Annotated in this window: 25 protein-coding genes; 7 read left to right on the top strand and 18 right to left on the bottom strand. The window is 68.9% G+C overall.

Features of this window, described 5'->3' with window-relative positions:
• Positions 1-2: 2 nt before the first annotated feature.
• The gene (gene dxr / locus BAY61_RS07165) at positions 3-1208 is read right to left on the bottom strand and encodes a 1-deoxy-D-xylulose-5-phosphate reductoisomerase (RefSeq protein ID WP_091800120.1); all 1206 of its coding nucleotides are present in this window, start codon (positions 1206-1208) and stop codon (positions 3-5) included.
• Positions 1209-1360: 152 nt separating this feature from the next.
• Between dxr and BAY61_RS07160 the strand changes: the two genes are divergently transcribed.
• A complete protein-coding gene (locus tag BAY61_RS07160) occupies positions 1361-1621 on the top strand; it encodes a DUF2631 domain-containing protein (protein WP_091800850.1) in 261 nt (86 codons plus the stop codon).
• 70 nt (positions 1622-1691) lie between these two features.
• Here the strand turns inward: BAY61_RS07160 and BAY61_RS07155 are convergent, their stop codons facing one another.
• Positions 1692-2693: an SDR family NAD(P)-dependent oxidoreductase gene (locus tag BAY61_RS07155; protein WP_245865885.1), complete on the bottom strand. Its 1002-nt coding sequence runs from the start codon at positions 2691-2693 to the stop codon at positions 1692-1694.
• Positions 2694-2828: 135 nt separating this feature from the next.
• Between BAY61_RS07155 and BAY61_RS07150 the strand changes: the two genes are divergently transcribed.
• Entirely contained in the window at positions 2829-5543 is a 2715-nt protein-coding gene (locus tag BAY61_RS07150) for an AAA family ATPase (RefSeq protein WP_091800117.1), read from the top strand.
• 94 nt (positions 5544-5637) lie between these two features.
• A complete protein-coding gene (locus BAY61_RS07145; RefSeq protein WP_091800114.1) occupies positions 5638-6126 on the top strand; it encodes a DinB family protein in 489 nt (162 codons plus the stop codon).
• A 20-nt stretch (positions 6127-6146) separates the two neighbouring features.
• Here the strand turns inward: BAY61_RS07145 and BAY61_RS07140 are convergent, their stop codons facing one another.
• Complete coding sequence (locus tag BAY61_RS07140; protein WP_091800111.1) at positions 6147-6953, bottom strand: helix-turn-helix domain-containing protein; 807 nt, start codon at positions 6951-6953, stop codon at positions 6147-6149.
• 36 nt (positions 6954-6989) lie between these two features.
• On the opposite strand from BAY61_RS07140, the gene BAY61_RS07135 reads away from it, so the two are divergent.
• Positions 6990-7364 (top strand): DUF4345 domain-containing protein, encoded by a 375-nt coding sequence (locus BAY61_RS07135; RefSeq protein WP_338061454.1) that lies wholly within the window; start codon positions 6990-6992, stop codon positions 7362-7364.
• A gap of 18 nt (positions 7365-7382) precedes the next feature.
• Here the strand turns inward: BAY61_RS07135 and rlmN are convergent, their stop codons facing one another.
• Positions 7383-8504, bottom strand: a complete 1122-nt coding sequence (gene rlmN / locus BAY61_RS07130) for a dual-specificity RNA methyltransferase RlmN (protein WP_091800108.1) — start codon at positions 8502-8504, stop codon at positions 7383-7385.
• A gap of 99 nt (positions 8505-8603) precedes the next feature.
• Here rlmN and BAY61_RS07125 point away from each other — a divergent pair, with 99 nt between their 5' ends.
• Positions 8604-9203: a PadR family transcriptional regulator gene (locus BAY61_RS07125; RefSeq protein ID WP_091800105.1), complete on the top strand. Its 600-nt coding sequence runs from the start codon at positions 8604-8606 to the stop codon at positions 9201-9203.
• On the opposite strand, the gene BAY61_RS07120 is transcribed toward BAY61_RS07125, so the two are convergent.
• Complete coding sequence (locus BAY61_RS07120) at positions 9167-9946, bottom strand: class I SAM-dependent methyltransferase (RefSeq protein WP_091800102.1); 780 nt, start codon at positions 9944-9946, stop codon at positions 9167-9169. The genes BAY61_RS07125 and BAY61_RS07120 overlap by 37 nt on opposite strands.
• A 90-nt stretch (positions 9947-10036) precedes the next feature.
• Here BAY61_RS07120 and BAY61_RS07115 point away from each other — a divergent pair, with 90 nt between their 5' ends.
• Positions 10037-10882 (top strand): VOC family protein, encoded by an 846-nt coding sequence (locus tag BAY61_RS07115; protein WP_091800099.1) that lies wholly within the window; start codon positions 10037-10039, stop codon positions 10880-10882.
• A gap of 49 nt (positions 10883-10931) precedes the next feature.
• Here the strand turns inward: BAY61_RS07115 and BAY61_RS07110 are convergent, their stop codons facing one another.
• The 5 genes from BAY61_RS07110 to rpsB all read right to left on the bottom strand — a co-directional run bounded on the left by BAY61_RS07110 (position 10932) and on the right by rpsB (position 14923).
• The gene (locus BAY61_RS07110) at positions 10932-11816 is read right to left on the bottom strand and encodes a phosphatidate cytidylyltransferase (protein ID WP_091800096.1); all 885 of its coding nucleotides are present in this window, start codon (positions 11814-11816) and stop codon (positions 10932-10934) included.
• Positions 11816-12373, bottom strand: a complete 558-nt coding sequence (gene frr / locus BAY61_RS07105) for a ribosome recycling factor (protein WP_091800093.1) — start codon at positions 12371-12373, stop codon at positions 11816-11818. Before frr ends, BAY61_RS07110 begins: the two co-directional genes overlap by 1 nt.
• A gap of 2 nt (positions 12374-12375) precedes the next feature.
• A complete protein-coding gene (gene pyrH, locus BAY61_RS07100) occupies positions 12376-13125 on the bottom strand; it encodes a UMP kinase (RefSeq protein WP_091800090.1) in 750 nt (249 codons plus the stop codon).
• 103 nt (positions 13126-13228) lie between these two features.
• The gene (tsf, locus tag BAY61_RS07095) at positions 13229-14044 is read right to left on the bottom strand and encodes a translation elongation factor Ts (RefSeq protein WP_091800088.1); all 816 of its coding nucleotides are present in this window, start codon (positions 14042-14044) and stop codon (positions 13229-13231) included.
• A gap of 45 nt (positions 14045-14089) precedes the next feature.
• Positions 14090-14923: a 30S ribosomal protein S2 gene (gene rpsB / locus BAY61_RS07090; protein ID WP_091800086.1), complete on the bottom strand. Its 834-nt coding sequence runs from the start codon at positions 14921-14923 to the stop codon at positions 14090-14092.
• Positions 14924-15286: 363 nt separating this feature from the next.
• On the opposite strand from rpsB, the gene BAY61_RS07085 reads away from it, so the two are divergent.
• Positions 15287-15868 carry a M23 family metallopeptidase gene (locus BAY61_RS07085; protein ID WP_245865882.1) on the top strand — a complete coding sequence of 194 codons (582 nt, stop codon included), beginning with the start codon at positions 15287-15289 and terminating at the stop codon, positions 15866-15868.
• Positions 15869-16073: 205 nt separating this feature from the next.
• Here the strand turns inward: BAY61_RS07085 and BAY61_RS07080 are convergent, their stop codons facing one another.
• The 8 genes from BAY61_RS07080 to lepB all read right to left on the bottom strand — a co-directional run bounded on the left by BAY61_RS07080 (position 16074) and on the right by lepB (position 24945).
• Positions 16074-17021, bottom strand: coding sequence for a FliA/WhiG family RNA polymerase sigma factor (locus BAY61_RS07080; protein WP_420848759.1), 948 nt, complete (start codon positions 17019-17021; stop codon positions 16074-16076).
• Positions 17022-17601: 580 nt separating this feature from the next.
• Positions 17602-18651 (bottom strand): tyrosine recombinase XerC, encoded by a 1050-nt coding sequence (locus tag BAY61_RS07075; RefSeq protein WP_143021347.1) that lies wholly within the window; start codon positions 18649-18651, stop codon positions 17602-17604.
• A gap of 821 nt (positions 18652-19472) precedes the next feature.
• Positions 19473-20648, bottom strand: coding sequence for a DNA-processing protein DprA (dprA, locus tag BAY61_RS07070; RefSeq protein ID WP_176879611.1), 1176 nt, complete (start codon positions 20646-20648; stop codon positions 19473-19475).
• Positions 20645-22174, bottom strand: a complete 1530-nt coding sequence (locus BAY61_RS07065; protein ID WP_091800081.1) for a YifB family Mg chelatase-like AAA ATPase — start codon at positions 22172-22174, stop codon at positions 20645-20647. Before BAY61_RS07065 ends, dprA begins: the two co-directional genes overlap by 4 nt.
• Positions 22174-22554 carry a YraN family protein gene (locus BAY61_RS07060; RefSeq protein WP_091800834.1) on the bottom strand — a complete coding sequence of 127 codons (381 nt, stop codon included), beginning with the start codon at positions 22552-22554 and terminating at the stop codon, positions 22174-22176. The genes BAY61_RS07065 and BAY61_RS07060 overlap by 1 nt, the downstream gene beginning before the upstream one ends.
• A gap of 313 nt (positions 22555-22867) precedes the next feature.
• Positions 22868-23191: a DUF2469 domain-containing protein gene (locus BAY61_RS07055; RefSeq protein WP_091800078.1), complete on the bottom strand. Its 324-nt coding sequence runs from the start codon at positions 23189-23191 to the stop codon at positions 22868-22870.
• Complete coding sequence (locus BAY61_RS07050) at positions 23192-23995, bottom strand: ribonuclease HII (protein ID WP_245865880.1); 804 nt, start codon at positions 23993-23995, stop codon at positions 23192-23194. It lies immediately after the preceding gene.
• Between the two features lie 5 nt (positions 23996-24000).
• Positions 24001-24945 carry a signal peptidase I gene (gene lepB, locus BAY61_RS07045; RefSeq protein WP_091800072.1) on the bottom strand — a complete coding sequence of 315 codons (945 nt, stop codon included), beginning with the start codon at positions 24943-24945 and terminating at the stop codon, positions 24001-24003.
• Positions 24946-24982: the final 37 nt, after the last annotated feature.

Genomic DNA, 24982 nt, shown 5'->3' with positions numbered 1-24982 from the left:
CGCTACTTCCCTCCAGTGCTGATGGCGACGGCGCGCTCGCGCGCCCATTGTTCCGCGGCGAAGACGTCCTCGACATCGCGTGGTGCACGACGCCACTGGTCGGCGGCCTCGACCACCTTCTGCACAGTGTCCACGATGGACGTGAAGCGGGTGTTCTGTGCCAGGAACCCGCCGACGAGTTCCTCGTTCGCCGCGTTGAAGACCGCCGGAAGGCAACCGCCCGCCGTTCCAGCGTGCCTCGCGAGTTCGACGGCGGGAAACGCGGTGTCGTCGAGTGGTTCGAAGGTCCACGACGACGCTTCGGCCCAGCTACACGGCGCCGTCGCGCCGGGAACCCTGCGCGGCCAGTTCAACGCGAGCGCGATCGGCAGCCGCATGTCGGGCGGGCTGGCCTGCGCGATCGTCGCGCCGTCGACGAAGGTCACCATCGAATGCACGATCGACTGAGGGTGCACGGCGACGTCGATCCGGTCACAGGCAATCCCGAACAGCAGGTGTGCCTCGATGAGTTCGAGGCCCTTGTTGACGAGTGTCGCCGAGTTGATCGTGACGAGCGGGCCCATCGCCCAGGTGGGGTGCGCGAGCGCGTCGGCGGGAGTGACGTCGCTCATCTCCTCGCGCGAGCGACCGCGAAACGGCCCGCCGGACGCGGTGAGCACGAGCCGGTCGACCTCGTCGGCGTCCCCACCGCGCAGTGCCTGCGCCAGCGCGGAGTGCTCGGAGTCGACGGGAACGAGCTGTCCCGGTTTCGCGGCGGCCAGCACGAGCGGCCCGCCAGCGATGAGCGATTCCTTGTTGGCAAGCGCGAGCGAGGCGCCGGTCTCCAGCGCCCGCAGCGTCGGCACGAGACCCCGCGAACCGGGAATGCCGTTGAGCACGACGTCGACCGGTACCGCCGAGATCAATTCGGCGGTGGCTTCGACGCCCGCGAAGATTCTCGGCAACCGGTACTCGCCCCGCGAGTACCCCCGGCGCTGCGCTTCCGCGTACAGCGCGAGCTGAACATCCTCGACGGCGGTCGCCTTCGTCACGGCGACCGCGTCCACCCCGTGCGCGATGGCCTGCTCCGCGAGCGACCTCGGATCGGAGCCGCCCGCGGCGAGACCGGCGATCCGGAACAGGTCCGGATTTCGCGTCACGACGTCGAGCGCCTGCGTGCCGATCGAGCCCGTCGAGCCGAGCACGAGCACGGTGCGTGGTGTGTTCATCGGTGACCATTGTCGCGGACGGCACTCGCGCCCGCGCCACAGGCATGTGGGATCATGCGAAAGGCACATGACCGCAGGTGGCGGCGGGAAGGACCCCGGTCCCTCGCCGTGCGGGCACGGAGACGGTGCTGACCCTGAGACAAGGAGTGATCGTGGCTGGCAAGGCGGTCGAGAAGCGCGCTGGTACCGAGGTCGACCCTCGCGACGAGCCCTCGGCGGAGTGGGGCTGGCACGGTACCTTCCCGAAGGCCACCCAGATCGCGGGCTGGTTCACCGTGTTCGCGCTGCTGATCATGTTGATCGGCAACCACGAGAACAAGACGGAGGACACCTGGCTGATCGGCACCGCCGTGCTGCTGGCCATCGGCCTCATCTTCGACATCCGGCGCAGGCGCCTTTCCTGGCGGCGCTGAGCGAGAACACGAAGAACGGCCACCCTCGGGTGGCCGTTCTTCGTCGCGGGCCCGGCCGGCGCACGGCGGCTCAGCCGTAGGCGTTGATGCCGCCGGCGAGCGACAGCTGCGAGCCGGTCAGGAACGGAAAGTCCGTCGAGGTGAGAGTGACGGCGAACGCGGCGACCTCGTCGGCCGTGGCCATCCGCCGCATTCCGGGGACGTTGGACTTCGCCCACGTCTTCGCCATCGTGTCCCACACCGCGTCCGGAAGGTCGAGCGCGCCCGCGGTGCCGCGGACGAAGTCGGTGTTCGTCGTGCCCGGCAGCAGAGCGTTGATCCGGATCCCGTCGGCCGCGTAGTCGAGCGAGGCTGATTTCACCATCCCGAGCACGCCCGCCTTCGCGGCGGCGTAGGCACTCTGGCCACCGGAGGCCGAAATTCCCACCGTCGAGGACGTCACGAGCACGACACCGCCTCCCCGCTCGACGAGATGCGGAATCTCGTACTTCAGCGAAAGGAAGGCACCGCGCAGGTCGGTGCCGACGACGTCGTCCCACTCGTCCTCGGTGTACTCGTGCAGTGGCTTTTGGACGGTGATGCCCGCGTTGTTGAAGCAGGCGTCGAGCCCGCCGTACTTCCCCGCGATCCGGTCGACGAAGGCCTTCACCTCGGCTGCCTCACGAACGTCGGCACGGATGTAGGTGGCCTCACCGCCCTCGGCCTTGATCTCTCTTTCGACCTCGCGGCCCAGTTCCTCTCGCCGCCCGCAGAAGCCCACCATGGCGCCTTCACGCGCGAACCGGATCGCGGCGGCCCTTCCGATGCCCGAGGTGGCTCCTGTGATGAGGACGACCTTGTCCGTGAACCTGGTCGCACCGGAGGGTTCGATCACCGGGGTCGGCTGACCACCGCTCACGAGCGCGACGCCGCCCACCGCTCCCGCGACCGCCGCCGCACCCGCCGCCACCGTCCCCGTCGTGATCAGCCTGCGGCGGCTGTAGGTCTTTTTCGGCGGCACCGCCTCGTCGGCGGCCCCCTCCTCGGCCTTCCCCCCGGCCTTGGTGTCGTCGTCCTTCATGTCGTCGCTCATGTCTGTCCCCTTCGCACCGGTGCCCGGATTCCTGGGATGCAGCTTCACCCGGCCCCCGGCGCGCGGGCATCTGTCACGATGACCGGTCGCCGGACCTCAGCGGGTTCTCGCCGGCACCGGCGGTAAACTCCGCGGGTGCTGGCCGGCAGGGAGGACGAGTCGCGGCACATCCAGGACCTGTGCGCCGCCGTGGCGAACGGCGAGGGCAGGGTACTGATCATCCGGGGCGAACCCGGCATCGGGAAAAGCGCGCTGCTGAGCGAAAACACCCCGGACCACGATGGCGTCACCGTCGTGGGGATCCGAGGGTTCGCGTCGGAAGCCGACCTCGCGTTCGCCGGTCTGCACCAGCTCGTCGAACCGTTCCTCCCGCTGCTCGGCGGGATCCCCGGCGAACAGGCACGAGCCGTGCGCGTCGCGCTCGGCCTCGCCGAGGGAAGCACGACCGACCTCGCGGTGTGCGCGGCCACGCTGGCGCTGCTGCGCGTGGCCGCGGCGCGACGGCCCGTGCTGTTGACCATCGACGACGTCCACCATCTCGACGCGGCATCCCTGCGCGTCGTGTTCTTCTGCTGTCGCCGCGTCGAAGGCGGCATCGGCTTCCTGCTGACCACGCTCGCGCGTCCCGGCGAGCCGCAACTCGGCGAAGATCTTCCCTGCCTCGTGCTGGCCGGTCTCGGCGCCGAAGCCGCCACCACGCTGCTGGCCCGGCACGGATGGCCACGCGGGGAGGCGGCGACCGCGCTCGTCGAAGCGGCCAGGGGCAACCCGCTCGTACTCGGCGAACTGGCGCGGCACAACACAGCGCGTGCCCTCGACGTCGCGGCACTGAACGCGGGATCCGCGCTCGATCACCTTTTCGGAGCCAGGCTCGCCGCGTTGTCGCCGGCCGAACGGACCGCGCTACGTGTCGTCGCCGCCGACGGCACGGGACGAGCCGATGTCATCACGCGAGCCGGTGAGCGGCTCGGCCTGCCGCGCGACATCTGGGGCTCGGAGCGCCTCACCTCGCTGCTGGACACGCGCGAGCGCATCGCGTTCGCGCACCCGTTGCTGCGCTCGGCGAGCGGCCTCGCCGAACCGGCAGGCCTCCGGGAGGCTCACGCCGCGCTCGCGGAGGAATGGGCCGCCATCGGCGAGACCTCGCGCGCGACGTGGCACCGCGCGCTCGCGGCGAGCGAGCCCGACGAAGCGCTCGCCGCCGAACTGGAGAGCAGTGCCTCCGCTGCCGAGCGGCGAGGCGGGATGGCCTCGGCCGCGGTCGTGATGCGGCGGTCGGCGGGGCTGAGCCCGCTGCCTGCCGAGGGTGCCCGCCGGTTGACCATGGCGGCCCACTACGCGTGGAAGTCGGGCGAGGCAGCACTGGCGCGGCGGCTGCTCACCGAAGGCGGCGACACGCCGGTGCCGGGACAGCGCCCGGTAAGGGCGTTGTTCGAACTGTTCAGCGGCGAGCAGAACGTCGCGTTCGGATACCTGAGCAGGTGCGCCGACGAAGCTGAGGGCACAGGGGGAGCCGACGCCGCCGCGGACCTGCGCTTCATGGCTACCGGCGCCGCCCTGTACTCGGGCAGGCTCGGCGAAGCAGTCGAACTCGCGGAACGAATCGCGGACGAGCACGACGACCCCGCCTACCGGCGCTACGGCAGGTGGCTCGCCGCCGCGCTGGACGACAGGGCCGAGCCCGGCCCGCGACCGTGGCGGCTCATGGACGACGCCCCGCGAGCCATCGCGAAGTCAGGCGCCCACCGCTGGTTGTTCCCGATGGTGATCGCGATGCGCGGTGAGCACGTCAGGGAAACCCACGACCTCGCCATCGCCGCGTACGCCGACCTGACCGCGACCGGAATGCTCGCGTTGCTGCCGATGCCGCTTTCCTGGCTCACCGAGGTGGAGATCCGGCTCGGCATGCTGACCGAGGCGAGCGCGCACGCGAAGGAAGGGCTCCGGCTCGCGACCGACGTAGGGCAGCCGCCGAGGATCGCCGACTTCCACGCGCTGCTGGCGACCGTGGCCGCCATCCAGGGAGACGCCGCGGAGACGAGAGAGCACGCGGGTACCGCGAAGGACCTCGCGCACCGGACGGGCAACCGGCTCGCCTCGGCACGCGCGACGTGGGCGCTCGGCTCACTCGCACTCGCCAGAGGCGAGCACGACACGGCGTGCGCGCTGCTCGCCACGCTCGGCACGCGTGGTGTGCCGCAGTGCCACGAGCACATCGCGAGGCTGGCGCTGCCCGACACGGTCGAGGCGCACCTGCGCGCCGGCGACACCGAAACCGCGACCGGCATGGTGAACCGGTTCACCCACTGGGCGGGAGACCGGCCGGGCTGGGTACGGGCGCATCTGCACGGCTGCGCGGCCCTGCTGGCCGAAGGGGAAACCGGAAGCGCGGGGCTCGCCGACAAACTCCACCAGTCGGCGCTCGCGAGCGTGAGCGCCGACAGCACGCCGTTCGAGGTAGCCAGGCTGTCGCTGCGCTACGGCGAGTGGCTGCGCAGACAGCGGAGGATCACCGAGGCCACGGAACCGTTGCGGACGGCGACGAATCTGTTCACCGATCTCGGTGCCCGGTCGTGGGCCGAACGCGCGGGCGGTGAGCTTCGGGCCTGCGGCGCGCGAAGCGGTGGGGTGGCCAACGCCTCCTCCTGGCCGAAGGAAGAACTCACCGAACAGGAAACCCGGGTCGCCGAATTGGCCGCGCTGGGGCTCAGCAACAGGGAAATCGGCGCCAAGCTCTACCTCAGCCACCGCACGGTTGGCTATCACCTGCACAAGATCTTTCCGAAACTGGGAATCACCACGAGGGCCCAATTGCGGCAAACCCCGCTGGCACCGGAAGATCCACGGTAGACCCGGTGTGATTCGCCATGGCCCGCACCGCGACACAGCGACACTGTCGGACCCCGGTGGCACAATCGCGGCCGTGTCCACAACTGATCGCGCGATGCCACCACTGAACGCCGACGAACGCACCACGCTGGAAAGCTGGCTCGACTTCTACCGCGCCACACTCGCCGTCAAGTGCGCCGGCCTGACCGAACCGCAACTGCGCACCGCGGCCGTCTCACCGTCCACATTGACGTTGCTGGGACTCGTCCAGCACGCGGCCGAGGTCGAGCGCAACTGGTTTCGCAGGGTGCTCACGGGAGAACGGGCGGCGCCGATCTACGATCCGGCCGCCGATCCCGACGGAACGGACGGTGGTTTCGACCTCGGCGACGTGACGTTCGACGCGGCGAAAGCCACCTGGGAAGCGGAAGTCGCGGTGTCGAAGACCAACTGCGCCGAGCGCGCCCTCGACCACCTGAGCCCGTTCGCGGGTGCCGAGGTGTCCCTGCGGTGGATCTACTCGCACATGATCGCCGAATACGCGAGGCACTGCGGGCATGCCGATCTCATCAGGGAAAGCATCGACGGCGAGACCGGAGCCTGACCTGCCTGACGGTGACGGGGTCACCCCGGACCGTCCGTCGTGGACAGAAAAGCGATCCGGGTACCGGTCAGCACCCTGCTCGGCCGCGATCCGAACATCGCGTGGAAGCTGTCGCTGAAATGCGAGGGGCTGGCAAAACCGGCAGCGACGGCCGCGGTCGTCAGGCTGACGTGACCGCCCTCGGCCGACAGCAGCCCCGCCGTGCGCAGCATGCGAGCCCACAGCCGGTACCTGCGGAAGCTGGTGCCGGTGTGCGCGCGGAACAGGTGCAGGAATCGGGAGACCGACACTCCGCATCGCACCGCCAGCTCCTCGGCGGTGGGAGCAGGATCGGGATGTTCGCGCAAGAATCGCGCGGCGCGGGCGATCCGGGGGTCCAGCCCGGCTGGAGCCGAAGGCGCGGCGACGCGCAGCCAGCGCAGCGCGACCTCCCGTGAGCCTGAGGCGATCAGCTCGGCCCCCAGCTCGGCGAGACGGCCGGTGTCGACGTGGTCGTGGTACGACTGCCCGCCGGCGCTCGTCATGCACTGACGGCATGCCTTCTCCCTCTCCGACGTGGCATCCAGGTAGCAGAAAACCATGTGCCGCCCCGAAGCCACCAGTTGGTGCCTCACGCGCGGCGGGATGAGCGCGCTCCGCGCCACGCGGCCCGCCGATTCGGCTGTCCGCACGGTGAACGGGCCGTCGACGCCGATCGCGAGGCAGGTCACCGAACCCGAGTGCGGCTCCAGCTCCAGCGAGGGACCGGCGTAGATCGCGTGGCCCGGACCGAGCCACAACGTGGCGCAGCACGTTTCCGGAAGCGCGACCGCGGGACCGGGAGTCATCCTTGGTGCCTCGTCGCGAGCGTGGAGGAGCACAGGGTGGACATCATCGTGATGGTCGTGATCATCATCGTCGGCACGTTCTTCCTCGGGATGGGCGTGTTCGCTCTCGCCGCTCCCTCCGCGCTGAGCAAGCCGTTCCGCATCGTCGTCGACGCTCCGGAGAGCAGGTCGGAGATCCGCGCGGTCTACGGCGGTTTCGGCATCGCCGTCGCCGTGGTGCTCGGCCTGGCCGCCGCCGACATCGGGAGCATCCGGCCGGGTGTCCTCGTCACGGTGGCCTCGGCGCTCGGCGGCATGGCCGCTGGAAGGCTCGTGTCCCGGTTGCTCGACAAGCCGACCGCGTTCTACCCCATCTGGTTCTACTTCTGGGTCGAGGCGGTCGCCGCGGCACTGCTGTTCGGCGTCGCCTGACCGGTGGCGGCGCGAGGCTCAGCCTTCGGCCGCGAGCTGACCGCACGCGGCGGCGATCTCCTGACCACGGGTGTCCCGCACCGTGCAGGCCACTCCCCCCGCGTTGACCAGGCGCACGAACTCGCGTTCCACCGGCTTCGGCGACGCGTCCCACTTACTGCCGGGGGTCGGGTTCAACGGGATCACGTTCACGTGCACCAGATGACCGAGATGTTCCCGCAACCGCTTGGCCAGTAGCTCGGCGCGCCACGGCTGATCGTTCACATCGCGGATCAGCGCGTACTCGATCGACACCCGCCTGCCGGAGGTGTCGGCGTAGTACCGGGCGGCCGACAGCACCTCGTCCACCGCCCACCTGTTGTTCACCGGCACCAGGGTGTCCCGCAGTTCGTCGTCGGGCGTGTGCAACGACACCGCGAGCCGCACCTGCATCTTCTCGTCGGCGAGCTTGCGGATCGCAGGAGCGAGCCCCACGGTCGACACCGTCACCGAACGCTGAGAGATGCCAAGCCCGGCCGGTGCGGGCTCGGTGATCCGTCTGACCGCGGCAACCACCCGCTTGTAGTTCGCCAGCGGCTCGCCCATGCCCATGAAAACGATGTTGGACAGCCGTCCGGGGCTCGGGCCGCCGCCTGGGCCGGGCAGCAGGCCGTCGCGCATGACGGCGGCGGCCGAGCGCACCTGGTCGACGATCTCGGCCGTCGAGAGGTTGCGGTCGAGGCCGCCCTGCCCGGTCGCGCAGAACGGGCAGGCCATCCCGCAACCGGCCTGGCTGGAGATGCACAGCGTCGCCCTGTCCGGATAGCGCATCAGGACGCTTTCCAGCATCGTGCCGTCGTGCGCGCGCCACAGCGTTTTCCGCGTAGTGCCCTCGTCGCAGGCCACCGCCCTCACCTCGGTGAGCAAGGTCGGCATCAGCTCGTCGACGAGGCGTTGCCTCGACGCGGCCGGGATGTCGGTCATCGACTCGGGGTCGACGGTCAGTCGCGCGAAGTAGTGATTCGAGAGCTGCTTGGCGCGAAATGCCCGCTCGCCGAGGGCGACGACGGCTTCGGACCGTTCCTCGGGAGAGAGGTCGGCGAGGTGCCGCTGCGGGAGGCCACGGCGAGGCGCGTCGAAAACAAGAGGGAGGGCAGTCATAGCACTCGCCATTGTCCCATGGCCTCTCGGGTTGCCATCCGACTGTTTCCGATATATCGTGAACGAGTCGGGATACATCTCAAAGAAAGGATCTACATCATGAGACCTCCCTTCGCACACGAGTTCGGCAGGCGCGCGTTCGGCCCACGGGGACGAGGCGGTTTCGGCGACTTCCCCGGCTGGGGACCTCCAGGCCCCGGCAGGCGAGGTGGCAGACCGGGCCATGGCCCCGGCGGTCACGGCGGCAGGAGGGGACGGCGCGGCGACGTCCGCGCCGCGATCCTCACGCTGCTCGGCGAGCAGCCACGACACGGCTACGAGATCATCGGCGAGATCGCCGATCGCAGTGGCGGTTTCTGGCGGCCCAGCCCGGGGTCGGTCTACCCGACCCTGCAACTACTCGCCGACGAAGGCCTTGTCAGCAGCAGCGAGGACGGCGGAAAGCGCCTGTTCGAGCTGACCGAAGAGGGCCGCGCGGCAGCGGAACGACTGGACGGCACTCCCCCGTGGGAACACTTCACCCGGGACGTCGACCCCGGCGAGATCGCGCTGCGCGACTCCGCCTTCGCGCTCATGGGCGCGATGCGACAGGTCGCCGGCGTGGGCACCGATGCCCAGAAGACAAGGGCCATCGAGGTGATCGACGAGGCGCGCCGTTCGCTCTACGGCATCCTCGGCGAACCGTCCACAGAGGAATGAATGAGTCCGGCCGGCTTGTCCCGCACCAGAACGCGGTAGCCGACGGGAAGAAACAAGTCCGAGCCGTCGCGGCCCGCGTTGATCCGCAACGTCTCCGCGACGGCTCGCCGCGCGACCCCGGCGCTGAACTCGATGCGCAGCACCGATTCCATCGCGGCAGGGTCGTCGAACCGCCACCGGGTCCGCACCCGGTGACAGCGAAAACCCTCCGCCGCGAAGAATTCGTCCACTTCGTCCGGGTCGTAATGGGGTAGGTCGGCCAGCATCCAGTCGCCGTAGGGACGATGACGCGTGTCGAGGTCGACGATCACGAGCGTGCCACCCCGCCGCAGCACCCTGTCTGCCTCACGAAGGCCGGGATCACAACCGGGGCCGAAAAAGTAAGCCGTGCGGGCATGCACCACGTCGACACTCGCGTCGGCGAGCGGCAGCCGCTGAGCGGTCCCCTTCCGCACGGTGACCTTCGGATTGCCCGCCATCCGGCGACCCGCTCTCCGCACCAGCGGCGGATGCGGCTCGACGCCGGTCACCGAACTCGCGGTCGCGGCGAGCCTTTCGAGGTGAAATCCGGCTCCACAGCCGACGTCGACGACGTCTTTGCCCGCCATGGGCACGTTTTCGGCAAGTACTGCCCAGATGTCCCCTTCGACGTCCTGCGCCTTGTTCTCCCGTTCGTACGCGTCCGGGTAGTACCAGATATTGGGGCTGGGGACGACTTCCACCTTGCGTACAAACCTTTTCACGCATTTCAGCGTATCCGCAGCGGGTTTCGACGTACCATCACCAATACCGCACGCAGCGCAATCAAGCGATCTCGCTAAGGAGTTTTTGCTATGTCGGCCGGTATGCCAGCACACGCCCCGGTTCTCCCCTCGGGGAGCCCGTGCTGGGTGGAGCTGGCCGCGCACGACGAAACCGTCGCCAGAAAGTTCTACAGCACGCTGTTCGGCTGGGACTTCCACGTCAAAAGGGACCCGGCCACCGCGACCCGGCGGTACGCGATCGGGGTGCTGGACGGCATGCAGGCGGGCGGGGTCTATCAGGCGAGCCGGGCGCAACCGACGGGCTGGGCGGTGCACCTGGCGGTGCTGAGCACCGCCAGCGCGGCGGAATGGACCGAACACCTCGGTGGCAGTGTCACCCTCGGCCCGCTCGACATCCCCGACAGGGGAAGCATCGTGCACGCCATCGACCCCAGCGGCGCACCCGTCGTCTTCTGGCAGCCACCGTGGAACTGGTCGTTCGCCAGCTCGGTGCCCGGTGCGTTCAGCGGCGCCGACCTCAACACCCACGACGGCAAGAGCGCCGACTACTTCTACTCGCGGCTGTTCAACTACACCAGCGAGCAGATCGGCACCGACGGCATCGACTACGCGGAATGGCGGCTTGAGCACGAACCGGTGCTGTACCGGTACGTGATGGACGCGAGTTACCGCGAAACACTCGCTCCACATTGGATGGTGTACTTCTCGGCCGATCCAGGCAGGGGCGCCGACGGCATCGCGGGTCAGGCGATCATGCTCGGCGGCGAGGTGGTCACCCCGCCGTTCGACACCCCGTTCGGCCGCACGGCGGTGCTCGCCGACCCCGGTGGCTCGATCTTCTCGATCATCGACCATTCCCGACCGGTCGACACCGGAGCGGGACGCGCCGAGGTCGACGACCCCTACGACGACTGAGCCGGCTGAACCGGCCGAGCCCACCGGGCCGCGCGGAACGGGCGAGCGGTCAGACGACGAAAGCGCTCAGCAGCAGCCACGAGACCACCGCCGAAGGCAACAGCGAATCGAGCCGGTCCATGAGCCCGCCGTGGCCGGGCAGGATCGTGCCCATGTCCTTGATTCCCAGATCTCGCTTGATCAGGGACTCCATCAGGTCGCCAAGGGTGGCCGTCAGCACGATCGCCGCACCGAACAACACGCCCTGCCATGCCTGCCCTTCCAGCAGCAGCGACAGGCTCAGCGCACCGGCGACCACACCGGTCGTGAGCGAGCCCGCGAAACCCTCCCACGTCTTCTTGGGGCTGATCGAAGGCGCCATCGGATGTTTGCCACACAGCACCCCTGCCGCGTAACCACCGGTGTCCGACGCCACCACGACGATCATGAACGCGAGCACCCTGCCGACGCCGTCCTCGGCCGTGACGAGCATCGCCGCGAACGAGGCGAACAACGGCAGGTAGGCGGCCGCGAAGACGGAAGCCCCGACATCGCGAACGTAGCCCTCGGCTCCCCCCGGCAGCCGCCACAGCAAACACACCAGCACGGTCAGCACGAAAGCGGTCACCGCGCCTTCGCGGCCGAACGGCCAGGCCAGCCAGATCATCGCCTGGCCGCCGACCAGCACGGGCACCAGCGCGATCCGGATGTCGGCGGCCTTGCGGAACGCGGTGGCCAGCTCGACGGTCCCGATCGCGATCGCGATCGCGACAATGCCGATGAACAGGTACCGGACGGTGAACAGCGAAGTTAGGATCGCCGCTCCCAGCACCACCCCCACCGCGATGGCGGCGGGCAGATCCCGGCCCGCCCGCGAGGGCTTAACCGGTTCCCGTACTTGCCCAGGGTCGGCCGCGCCCTCGCGTTCCTCCTGGTCGTCGCTCACCTTCGTCATCAGACTTCGAGAAGCTCGGCTTCCTTGTGCTTGACCAGTTCCTCGACCTGATGAACGTACTTGTCGGTCAGATTCTGGAGTTCCTTCTCGGCACGGGCGACCTCGTCTTCACCCGCTTCGCCGTCCTTGCCGATCCGGTCGAGTTCTTCCTTGACCTTGCGCCGCACACTGCGGATCGAGACCCGCGCGTCCTCGCCCTTGCTCTTGGCGACCTTCACCATCTCCTTGCGCCGCTCCTCGGTGAGCTGCGGGATGACGATGCGGATGATCGAGCCGTCGTTGCTCGGGTTGACCCCGAGGTCGGAGTCCCTGATCGCCTTCTCGATCGCGCTGAGCAGCGAGGCGTCGTAAGGCTTGACGATCGCCATCCTGGCCTCCGGGATGTTCACGGCGGCCAGTTGGTTCAGCGGGGTCGGCGCTCCGTAGTACTCGACGACGATGCGGGAGAACATGGAGGGCGTAGCCCTGCCGGTTCGCACCGACGACAGATCCTCCTTCGCCACTGACACCGCTTTTTCCATCTTCTCCTCGGCATCGAAGAGGGCTTCGTCGATCACGACTACTCCAGGTGTGTCGGGGTACTGACCAGTGTTCCGATCCTCTCACCACTCACCGCACGAGCGATGTTCCCCTCGGTGAGAAGGTTGAAAACGATGATCGGCATGTTGTTGTCCATGCACAGGCTGAACGCCGTGGCGTCGGCGACCTTGAGATCGCGCTCCAGCACCTCACGGTGAGTGATCTCGTCGAAGAGTTTGGCATCGGGATCACTCTTCGGGTCGGCCGTGTAGACACCGTCGACGGCCTTGGCCATCAGCACGGCCTCACACCCGATCTCCAGCGCACGCTGCGCCGCGGCGGTGTCGGTCGAGAAATACGGCATCCCGGTTCCGGCCCCGAAGATGACGACCCTGCCCTTTTCGAGATGCCGCTCCGCGCGGCGCGGGATGTAGGTCTCGGCGACCTGGCCCATCGTGATCGCCGTCTGCACCCTGGTCGGCACTCCTTCCTTCTCAAGGAAGTCCTGCAGGGCGAGCGAGTTCATCACGGTACCGAGCATGGCCATGTAGTCGGCCCTGTCCCTGTCCATGCCGCGCTGGGACAACTCGGCACCGCGGAAGTAGTTTCCGCCGCCGATGACCACCGCCATCTGCGTGCCGGTCCGAACGACGTCGGCGATCTGCACGGCCACCGAGTGCACGACATCGGGGTCGACACCGACGGACCCGCCGCCGAACATCTCACCGCCAAGTTTGAGCAGCACCCTCCGGTAGCTCTCGGTCGGCCTGTCGGTGTCGTCCTCGTTCATGTCGCCTCCGCCCGTTCAGGTGCTGTCACTGTCGCGCTTTCTCACAACTGTGCCCCGCCTCCGATGCTGGCGGGAGACGGGGCACAGTCGCCGGGTCATGCGATTACGGCTGGCCGACCTCGAAGCGGGCGAAGCGGGTCACGGTGACCCCTCCCTCGTCGAGCAGGGCCTTGACGCTCTTCTTGTTGTCCGTGACAGACGGCTGGTCGAGCAGCACGACGTCCTTGTAGAACGCGTTGACCTTGCCCTCGATGATCTTCGGCAGCGCCTGCTCCGGCTTGCCTTCCTCGCGGGCGGTCTGCTCGGCGATACGCCGCTCGTTCTCGACGAGCTCGGCCGGTACCTCTTCCCTCGTCAGGTACTTCGGCTTGAGCGCGGCCACCTGCAACGCCGCGGCCTTGGCCGCCTCGGCGTTGTCTCCGGTGTACTCGACGAGCACGCCGACGGCAGGCGGCAGGCCCGCGCCACGGCGGTGCAGGTAGGTCGAGACCTGGCCGTCGAAGGCGGCCACCCTGCGCAGCTCCAGCTTCTCCCCGATCTTCGCGGAGAGCTGCTGCATCGCCTCGGCGACGGTCTTGCCGCCCGCGTCGGCACCCTTGAGCTGCTCGACGTCGTTGGTGCGCAGCTTCTTGGCCGCCTCGACGACCGTCTCGGCCAACTGCTGGAACTCGTCGTTCTTGGCGACGAAGTCGGTTTCCGAGTTCAGCTCGACGAGAACGCCGCCGTCACCCGCGACAAGCCCCTCGGCCGTGGCGCGCTCCGCGCGCTTGCCCACGTCCTTGGCGCCCTTGATGCGCAGGTACTCGACGGCCTTGTCGAAATCGCCGTCGCTCTCGTCGAGCGCCTTCTTGCAGTCCATCATTCCGGCGCCGGTGAGATCGCGGAGACGCTTCACGTCAGCCGCGGTGTAGTTCGCCATCGTGCGTTGTCCGTTCCTTTTTCGCGGTATGCGCAGCTGGTCAGATCAGGAGGCGGTGGTCTGCTCGGCGGCCGAACGCTCGGCGGCGTCGGCACCGGCGAGCTGCTCCAGCTCCCACTCGGCAAGCGGCTCGTCGGCGGCAACACCGGCCTCCGGCTTGTCCTGTCCCTCCGGGGCCGAACCGTTGCGGCCGGAGCGCGCCATCAGGCCCGCCGCGACGGCGGCGGCGACGACCTTGGTGAGCAGCGCGGCCGAACGGATGGCGTCGTCGTTACCCGGGATCGGGAAGTCGACCTCGTCGGGGTCGCAGTTGGTGTCCAGGATCGCGACGACCGGGATGTTGAGCTTGCGAGCCTCGCCGACGGCGATGTGCTCCTTCTTGGTGTCGACGATCCAGACCGCGCTCGGCACCTTGGCCATGTCGCGGATACCGCCGAGGGTCTTCTCCAGCTTGTCCTTCTCGCGGGTCAGCGTCAGGATCTCGCGCTTGGTCAGGCCCTGGAAACCACCGGTCTGCTCCTGCGACTCCAGCTCCTTGAGGCGCTGAAGACGCTTGTGAACAGTCTGGAAGTTGGTCAGCATCCCGCCGAGCCAGCGCTGGTTGACGAACGGCATGCCCACGCGAAGCGCCTCGTTGGCGATGGCCTCCTGCGCCTGCTTCTTGGTGCCGACGAAGAGGATCGTGCCGCCGTGGGCGACCGTCTCCTTGACGAACTCGAACGCGCGGTCGATGTACGTCAGCGTCTGCTGCAAGTCGATGATGTAGATGCCGTTGCGCTCGGTGAGGATGTAGCGCTTCATCTTCGGATTCCAGCGACGGGTCTGATGCCCGAAGTGCACGCCGGAATCGAGGAGCTGCTTCATGGTGACGACGGCCATGGCCGGATTCGCACCTCTTCTGTGTTGAGCACGCCGGGCCTAGGCTCGGCATGCGGTTCGGTTGTCGCGGTCGGCCGGGTGACCGATCGCCCTGGTGCCGTGCCGGTGCCCGGACTCGTCGGATGAACCTCGGAGACCGCCGGGCATCGTTTGTTCCGCTTTCGACCAGGTCGGGCGGATTCGCACATGCACGCGAAGTCAGCCTGCGCTTACACAGACCGCGCCGAATATTGTACGCCGAACCTCCGACGCCGTTCTAACCGGTAACCGCTGTCGCTCCCCGGTTATCCACAGCCACCCCGTTGTCCACAGATTTCCCTTTGCCCCCTCCCGCCCCGCCTGTCCGCCCGCCACGCTGAATCCGTGAACACCACCCACCCCAAACGCCGCCGCGCTCCGACACCGCTGACCGCCGCCACGCTGACCGTGCTGGCGGCACTGGCGGTGGTGTTCACCCCGGCCGTCCTCGCCCCCGCGGGTGCGGGGCAGCCAGGGCGCCCCGTCGCCGATCCCCGGTTTTCCTGGCCTCTGTCACCGTCGCCCGTAGTGAGCCGCCCCTTCGACCCGCCAGGCCACGCGTACGGGCCGGGCCACCGGGGAGTCGATCTCGCGGCGAAGGAGAACCAGGAGGTGCTGGCCGCCGGCGCCGGGCTCGTCCTGTACGCGGGCGACCTCGCCGGCAGAGGGGTGGTGTCCATCGAGCACGACGGCGGACTGCGCACCACCTACGAACCCGTTTCACCGCGGGTCGCCGTCGGCGACCAGGTTCACCAGGGGCAGGTGATCGGCACGGTCGTCGCGGGGCACGCGGGGTGCGCCACGGCCGTGTGCCTGCACTGGGGTGTCCGCCGTGTCACCGAATACCTCGACCCGCTGCGGCTGGTGCGCACCGGCACCGCTCTGCGGCTCAAACCGTGGGCGGGAGTTGATGCCGGGGAACCTTGACACCGTTCACGCTGACACCGGGCGTTGGCGGGGGGCGTTGGCGGCGAGCACGCGGGCGCTGTGAGCACTGACGTCGACGGCGCCGAGCACATGGGCCATCGCCATGGACGGCATCGAGCAGTGCGCCGAGAGCGTTCCGAGGGACAAGGCAGCGGGAGCCTCGTGCCCGGAACGCCGGTGCGGCAAGCAGCGGGGCGGGGCCTGGTCAGACACCCGCCTGCTCGACCAGCTTGGCCCGCAACCGCAACACCGCTCGCGTGTGCAACTGGCTCACCCTCGACTCGGTCACGCCGAGGACCTTGCCGATCTCGGCCAGGGTGAGACTTTCGAAGTAGTAGAGGCTCACCACGACCCGGTCACGTTCGGTCAGCTGGGCGATGGCTTCGGCGAGCTGCCTCCGGTTGTCCATGTCGACGAGGACAGCCGCGGGGTCGACGGCGTCCTCGTCCGGCAGCGAGTCCACGAGGGATCCGCTGTCGCGCCCGGCCGACACCAGGTCTTCGAGCGCGACGACGCTGGTCAGCCGTAGCTGCCCGTAAAGGTCACGAAGTTCGTCGAGCGTGATGCCGAGCTCGGCGGCGAGTTCGGCATCGGTGGGCGTGCGCCGCAACTTGGCACCCAGCCGGTCGAGCGCGCGCTCGACCTCGCGGGCGCGGCTGCGGATCACCCTTGGCACCCAGTCCTGGGAGCGCAGATCGTCGAGGATGGCACCCCGGATGCGCTGCATGGCGTACGTCTCGAACCGCAGCCCTCGGTCGGGATCGAATTTCTCGATGGCGTCGACGAGCCCGAAGATGCCGGACTGGATCAGGTCGGCGACATCGACGTGGGTGGGCAGCCCGGTGCCGACCCTGCCAGCGACGTACTTGACCAGCGGCGCGTAGTGCAGCACAAGCCGGTCCCGGATGCGCTGACTCGGTTCGCCCGCGAACTCACGCCACAGGGCGTGGATGGCACTCTCGTCCTTCTGGGCGGCCTCGGCCCGGGGCGGCGTGCTCTCGCCCCGTGGCGGGTCACCGGTCTTCCGCGCGCCGCCGACCGCGAGGGTGCCGCCGTCCTGAGGGGCACCGGCCCCAGGGGCACGCTTGGGACCGGCGCCGTCCCGGGGGGCCTCGTCTCCGGAGACGCCGCCGGTCCCTGGCGTGTCTCCGATTCCGGGGGCGTCGCCGGTTCCTGGGACGCCGTTGGCGCCGAAAGTGCCGTCGGTCCCGGGGACGCCGTTGGCCATTGCCGCACCGCGGTCGCTCGGCGGGCCGTCCGGCGGCGAGGTGCCATCGGCCGTGCCGGTGGTGGTCGGAGCGGTGCGATCGGTCGCGCCGCCATGGCCGGATCCGGACGCGACGTCACCGGCCGCGACCGGTGTGACGCCGGATGCCTGCCCGACGTCCGTGTCACCCAGGTCGCCCATGGCGTCCGCGACGTCCGTGTTCCCCGTAGCGGCCGGATCGTTCCCGGCGTCAGCGGTGTCCGTGGCGGCCATGTCGTTCTGGGCATCCGTGGCGTACGCGGCACCCGCGACGTCCGCGGCACTCGTGGCGCCGGTGGCCGGAGCGTCGCCACTACCGGGACGTCGCGGGGTTTCACCGGTCCGCGCGTCACGGCCGGGACCCGAGTATCCGTTGGCGCCCGCCGCGAGCCGGGCGTTCACGGGAGGCCCGCCGTTGGCATCGCGGACGTCAACGTCGTCGCACTGTCCCGCGGAACGTGCCTCATCAGCCGAATCTCCACCAAGGTCATTGGGCACGGGGGTGGGTTCGGTCATGGATCGCCTTTAACCGCTCGACGGTCACGTGGGTATAGAGCTGGGTCGTGGCAAGCGTAGCGTGACCGAGCAGTTCCTGAACGCTGCGAAGGTCCGCGCCGCCTTCCAGCAGGTGCGTGGCAGCCGAATGGCGCAGTCCATGTGGGCCTAGTCGACCGGCTCCGGGAACGGTGTCCACGGCGTCGTGCACCACACGCCGCACGGTTCTCGGGTCGACCCTCCTGCCTCTGGCACCGAGGAAGAGGGCCGTGCCCGATGTCCCGTTCGCCAGTGAGGGGCGCGCCCGTTCCAGCCAGGTACGGAGCGCGTGATCGGCGGGCTGCCCGAAGGGCACCATTCGTTCCTTGTTTCCCTTCCCTAGTACGCGGGCGACCCTTCGGTCGAATTCGATGTCGGCAAGATCGAGCCCGCACAGTTCTGATACCCGGACTCCGGTCGCGTAAAGCATCTCGACCATCGCGTGGTCGCGCACGGCAACCGGGTCCTCTTCGGCCGCTCCGATACCGGAATTGCGCATCACGTCCCCCGCTTGGTCGGGGCGGAGGACATCGGGCAAGGTGCGGTGCGGTTTCGGCGCGGCAAGTCTGGCACCCGCGTCAGCCGCGAGCGCGCCCTCCCGCTGGGCCCAGGCGGTGAACGTCCTCGCCGAGGCGGCCCTGCGAGCGAGGGTGGTGCGGCTCCTGCCCTCGGCACGCTGAGTGGCAAGCCAGGCTCTCAGCACGGACACGTCCAATCCTTCGGTCGCGCCCGCCCGGTCGCCGGCACCGCGCGACCGCTGCTCGGGCGAGTCAGCGTCGGAGTCCACGTCGTGCAGGAAGCCGAGCAGCGAGGTCACGTCGCCGACATAGGCGCGCACCGTGTGCGAGGAAAGGCCGCGCTCGACGCCGAGATGGCGTTCGTACCTGTCGAGCAACCCCGCCGCCGCGGGCGGCAACGCGGCCCGGACTCGCGCCAGGTCGATGCGACCTGGCGCCGAAGCCGACCCCCGTGTTGTCGTTCCGCGAGCAGAGCATGACGCCATGTCATCGACGCTGCGCTACGTGGCGCCGATGGTCAAGTATCGCCACGCCAGATGATCAAGCCGAGACCATGGTGTTTCTTGAACGGCCTCCTGAATGAACCGAAATTCTCGGGTATGGGTTCACGGATCGACGGCCGTGAGCCCGAATTCCGTGAGTCGCCAACCACTTCGTGAGTTTTCCGGTCATTTGTGGCCGCTGTCGATGCTGTGAAAATCGCGGTTCGCGATCGCGGCACAAGTGCACTGACAAGGGTGCGGCAGCAAAGTTCAACAGCGGCAAAGTTCGGCGCGGCAGAGTCTGCCGCGGCAAGGGTTTGCGGCCTTGGCCCGCCCCGGCGACACCGAGGTCGGTCCACGGCGCTAACACGCCGGGGCAATACGAGGCGCGAACAGACATCTCGCTTCAGAGGGCTTGCGCAGCGGTCGTAGGAGGTGACCGGAAAGAAGCCGAGAAGTCGTGGACCGGCCGGGCAGGCCAGAGCAATGGCCCATGGGCGGTGACCGTAGTCCGTGGCCGTCGCCCATAGCCCGGGTCGTCATTCGTGGCCCGACGCCATGCGGGAGGCCCGGGTCGTCATTCGTGGCCCGACGCCATGCCGGAGGCCCGGGTCGACGTCACCGTAGCCCGTGGACATCGCCGAGGGCCGAGCGATGGCGTGGCCGTCGACGGGTAAGCCCTGGACGACGGCGAGTTCGGCGGAGGCCGACACGAGGTGCGAACAGGAGATCCGGCCAGCAGACAGCCGACCGGTCCCGCGAGCCGGATCGGTGATGCCCCCGCCTGTCCGATGTGCCGCCTGTGAACCTCCCCTCGCGCCGGGTCATTCCCGCGGCGGTGGCCTTTCCGCCGCATGGTTCGGAACAGCGTTCCTCGTGCGGCGCCAACCGGTTTCGCACCGTTCGCTGAGGCCCGCCAGCTCCAGTTCGGGCAACAGAGCCCGCACGCGCGGCAAGGGGACGCCCGACTCGGTGGCGATGTCGTCCGGCGATCTGCCCCTGCGTTCGGCCAGCGCCTCATGCACCCGTAACGCCTGCGGCGCGAGGCCGTCGGTGCGCCTGCGGCGCGCCGACCCGGCAGCAGGCATGCTCACTCCGAACCGGCCGACCGTCTCCAGCACCTCGTCGGCCGAGGCGACCAAGGTGGCGTGCGCTTCCCTGATGAGCTGATGACAGCCGACCGACGTGACGGAGCCGATCGGGCCGGGAACGGCCATCACGACCTTGCCGAGCACTCCCGCCGTCGTCGCGGTGTTCCTGGCACCACTGCGCGATCCCGCCTCGACCACCACCGTTCCCGAGGTCAGCGCGGCGATGAGCCGGTTGCGCACGAGGAACCGGTGCTTGGCGGGTTGCGTGCCAGGCGGATATTCGCTGATGACGGCTCCCCGTCCGGCGATCCGGTTGAGCAGTGCCGCGTGCCCCGCTGGGTAGCCGACGTCGAGCGCGCATCCGAGCGCGGCGACCGTGCTCCCACCTCCCGAAGCGAGAGCACCCCTGTGCGCGGCACCGTCGATCCCGTAAGCAGCACCGGAGAACACCGCCATCCCACGGCCCGCCAGCGCGTGCCCGAACTCCGCCGCCGTGTGCTCGCCGTACGCGGAGGCCGCGCGAGCGCCGACGATCGCCACCCCGTCGCACGCCGCCTCGTCGAGCCGCACCTCGCCCCGCACCCACAAAGCGATGGGCGCGGCAACGCCGTCGGCTCCCCGTCCGGTGGCCACCTCAAGCGACAACAACGGCCACGCGGGCCACTCGTCGTCCTCCGGAGTCACCAGGCGCGCGCCCATCGCCGCCGCCTCGTCCAGATCCTGTCGCGCCCGGTCGAGGCAGCGGCGGGCCGACGTTTCCTTCAGCACGGCATCGGTGGCCCTGCCTTCGCGGATCAGCTCCGCCGCCTCGACGGGGCCGTGTCCCGCGATGAAATTGACCAGGGCAGGCGCCGGTGGCTCGGCGACTCTGGACAGGTAGGCACGCGCGAGCCGCTCCGACGAGATCATGCCGCTCTCCGATCACGGAACTCCAGCGCAGCGGCCACGTGGTCGCCACAGGGCAGGTCGGCGCCTTCGAGGTCGGCCAGTGTCCAGGCCACCCGCAGACAGCGATCGGCGCCCCGTGCCGTGATGGCACCACTGTCGAGTCCCTTGTCGAGCAACGCGGTGGACCGCGCCGGAAGCGCGAATTCCTTGCGCAACACCGCGCCGGGCACCTCCGCGTTCGTCGACCAGCCACGCGCCGCCCACCGCGCGACAGCTCGGTCGCGAGCACTCAGCACCCTGCTTTTCACTCGAGCGGTCGACTCCGCCTCGTCGGCGAGCGTGGTGCTCATCGCGGTGATCGGCCGCATCCGCACCCGCAGGTCGACCCGGTCGAGCAGCGGGCCGGAGAACCGGCTCGCATAACGCCGCCGCGCGGTGGGCGTACAGCAGCAGTCGACCTCCCTCGGTGGCGCGCACGCGCACGGATTGGCCGCCATCACGAGCTGGAACCGGGCCGGATAACGCACGACGCCGCGCGCCCTCGCGATGCGGACCTCGCCCTGTTCGAGCACGGTACGCAGCGAGTCGAGCCGGTCTCCTCCGTACTCGGTGGCCTCGTCGAGAAACAGGACACCCCTGTGCGCTTTGCTGATCGCACCGGGCATGGCCAGCCCCGTTCCGCCGCCGATCAGCGCCGCCATCGAGATCGAGTGATGCGGCGACACGAACGGCGGCACCCGCACGAGCGGCGCGTCCGGCTCGATGGAGCCGTCGACGGAATGCACCGCCGTGACCTCCAGTGCCTCCTCGTCCGAAAGCGGAGGCAGCAAGCCGGGAAGTCGTTCGGCCAGCATGGTCTTGCCGACCCCTGGCGGTCCCGTCATCAGCAGGTGGTGCCCGCCGGCGGCGGCGACTTCCAGCGCCCAGCGCGCCTCCGGCTGACCGACGATGTCGGCGAGATCGGCGAGACCGGCGGAAGGAGCGCCGGGATCCCGGCTCCGCCTCGGATCGTCCTCCGGTGGGCTGAGCTGGTGTTCGTCCCTCAGCCAGTCGACGACCTCCGACAACCGGGACGCGCCGGCGACCTCGATGCCGTCCACGAGCGCCCCCTCGAACAGCGACTCAAGGGGAACGACGGCCCGCCGGTAGCCGACGCCCCGCGCGGCCAGCAGCGCGGGCAGCACTCCGCGCACCGGCCGTACCCTGCCGTCGAGGGCGAGTTCGCCCAGCAGCACGGTGCCGAGCAACTTCGTGGCCGGTACCGAACCCGAAGCGGCGAGAACGGCGACGGCGATGCCGAGGTCGTAGCCCGAGCCGACCTTCGGCAGGTTGGCCGGTGACAGTCCCAGCGTGACGCTCGTGTCGGGCCAGCGCTGACCACTGTTGCGGACAGCGGCTTTCACCCTGTCCTTCGCCTCGCGCAATCCGGGGTCGGGCAGACCGACCAGTTTGGTGCCCGGCAATCCGGCGCCGATGTCGGCCTCGATCTCGACGAGCCGCCCTTCCAGCCCGAGCAGGGCGACTGACCAGGTGCGCGCCAGCCTCATCAGAACGCACCCCGGAAATGCCGGATCCGCGGCTTCTCCTCCGCGACGCACTCGACGGCGACGACATCGAATCGCACCGGACACCAGGCGACCTTGAACTCGATGAGCCACCTGGTCGCGAGCCGCCTGATTCTGGCGGCCTTGTCGTCGGTCACCGACTCGGCCGGAGTGCCGTACCCCTCGCCCGACCGGGTCTTCACCTCGCACACGATCAGCCGTTTCCGGTCCGTCGCCACGATGTCGAGCTCGCCCTCCCCGCACCGCCAGTTTCGGCTCAGGATCACGAGCCCCTGCTCACGGAGGTGTTCGGCCGCGAGCTCCTCACCCCTCCTGCCCAGCGCTTTTCTCGGATCCCCTGTTTTCCCGCGTTGCGGCGCCATCGCGACACTCACGCTGCACTCCCCCAAGATCTGCCCGGCCCCTCGCCGGTCGCTCCCCTCCGACGTTGCCTCACCACCGCTGCGCCTCACAGAGCGAATTCGCAAATCTGTGGACAACCGGGGCCCTGTGGACAAACTCCTGATCAGCGGCGCCGCGCGGCAGTACGTTGTCGGAGCCCTGTGCTAGGGGCCGACCGCGGCGGGCGAGAAAAGCGCGTGACGACGCGCGGCATCGAACGACGCCGCTCCGGTAAACAGGCGCGGCGATCGCCAGGGGAAGAGGGCTACCCCGCGTACTCGCGAGGTCAGCGGTTCAGCCGCCGAACGGACCGTCCTCGGGCAGCCGCAGCTCGGGCTTGTCGAGTTCTTCGACGTTGACATCCTTGAAGGTGATGACCCGGACATTCTTGACGAACCGTGCGGGCCGGTACATGTCCCAGACCCACGCGTCGGACATGCGCACCTCGAAGTACACCTCACCGCCTCCGTCGCGCACCTGGACATCGACCGCATTGGCCAGGTAAAACCGCCGTTCGGTCTCCACGACATAGGAGAACTGCCCGACGATGTCGCGGTACTCGCGGTACAGCGAGAGCTCCATCTCGGTCTCGTACTTCTCCAGATCCTCTGCGCTCATCTAGTCCGCGCCCCTCCTCGCAAGCTCGTCCGCGGAAGCTCCATTCTGACTCACGTCGTCATCGGCGGCACGCACCGGCGCACGTGCCTGCAACGCGGCGGCCGTCAACATCACCTTGTGTGGTGGCCGCCTGCCGTGGGCTTGCGCCGCGAGCGCGACGTTCGTGTACGACCAGCGATGGACCTCGCTCGGACCGTGTGTCGTCAACGCTTCACCGTGCTCCGTCGTGGTGTAGCCCTTGTGCACGTCGAATCCGTACTGCGGATGCTCGTCGTGCAGCCCCGCCATGATCCGGTCCCTCGTGACCTTGGCCAGTACGGATGCCGCCGCGACACACGCGACGACCCGGTCGCCCTTGATGACGGGAACACTCGGAGCGGGCAGGCCGGGAACCCGGAAGCCGTCGATCAGTACGTAGCCGGGCGAGGTCGCCAGTCCGGCCACCGCGCGCCGCATCCCCTCGATGTTCGTGACGTGGATGCCCAGCGCGTCGACCTCGGAGGGCGGGATGATCACGATCGAGTAATCGACGGCCCTGCGCACGACCTGCGCGTAGACGCGCTCCCTCGCGGCGGCGGTGAGCAGTTTCGAATCGGTGAGTTCGGGCAGCCTGGCTCCGTCGCCGGGGCGCAGGATGCAGGCGGCGACGACGAGCGGGCCCGCACAGGCACCTCGGCCCGCCTCGTCGACTCCCGCGACGGGACCGAGTCCTCGCCGGTCGAGTGCGGCCTGCAACGCCCACGACGTCTCGCCGCGAACCACGGCACGGGGCGGGCGCAGCACCGCTGCGGGTCGAGCGCTCACTCCCATTACCGTCCTCGTCTGCCGACCTTCCCACTGACCGCCGTGCCGATACGGCGACCGAGAGCCAAGGTCGGCCATGCTGCCAGCAAACCGGCCCCCAGCGGCACCCCCTGTTGCCATTCCGGGGCACTGAGGCCCTGCGCTGAGGCGTTGGCGGCTTCCTGCGGATTGTGGTCGCTCACCACTCCCCAGCGGGAGGGCGGCAGAACGATGAGGCGTGCCTTGCCGATGATGTTGTCGACGGGGACGACACCGCGCAGCCCCCCGCCACCCTGGATGCGGGAGTCGGCCGAGTTGTTGCGGTTGTCCCCCATGACCCACACGGCGCCTTCGGGAATCTTCACCGCGGGGAAGTCGCGCTGGACCGGCTGGCCTTCCCAGTGGATGTAGGGCTCGTCGAGCGGCCTGCCGTCGACCAGGACTCTGTTCTCGTCGTCGCAGCACTCGACGGTCTGACCGCCGGTCGCGATGATCCGCTTGACGAAGTCCCGCTCGTCGGGCGGCGCGAGGCCGAACACGGAGCCGATGCTCTGGAAGAACCGCACCACCGCATTGCTGGATTCCTGGACGGGCGCGTCGTTCTCGATCCACGCCTGCGGCCCTCGGAAGACCACGACGTCGCCGGGCTCCGGATCGCTGAAGTCGTAGGTGATCTTGTCGACGAGAATGCGATCCGGAGTGCAACCGGCGCAGCCGTGCAGCGTTTCTTCCATCGAGCCCGACGGGATCATGTAGACCCTGGCGAGGAACTGCTGGATCACGAACGCGAGTACCAACGCGATCACGATCAGGATCGGCAGTTCTTTCCAGAACGAGCGCGGCTTCTTCTGCTTCCGCTTCGAACGAGGCTGGGTTTCCTCGGCACCGGACTCGGATTCGGCTTCGTGACGACCTCGACGATCGTCTTCTTCCGGACGGTCCGGTTCGTCTTCCGCAGCGTTTGAAGGCACAGGCTCGACCACGATGGTCAGGCTACGGTAGCCACCT

Source organism: Prauserella marina, from assembly GCF_002240355.1.
Taxonomy (GTDB): domain Bacteria; phylum Actinomycetota; class Actinomycetes; order Mycobacteriales; family Pseudonocardiaceae; genus Prauserella_A; species Prauserella_A marina.
The sequence above is the reverse complement of the archived record's forward strand: the minus strand, read 5'-3'. Positions and strand labels throughout refer to the sequence as shown.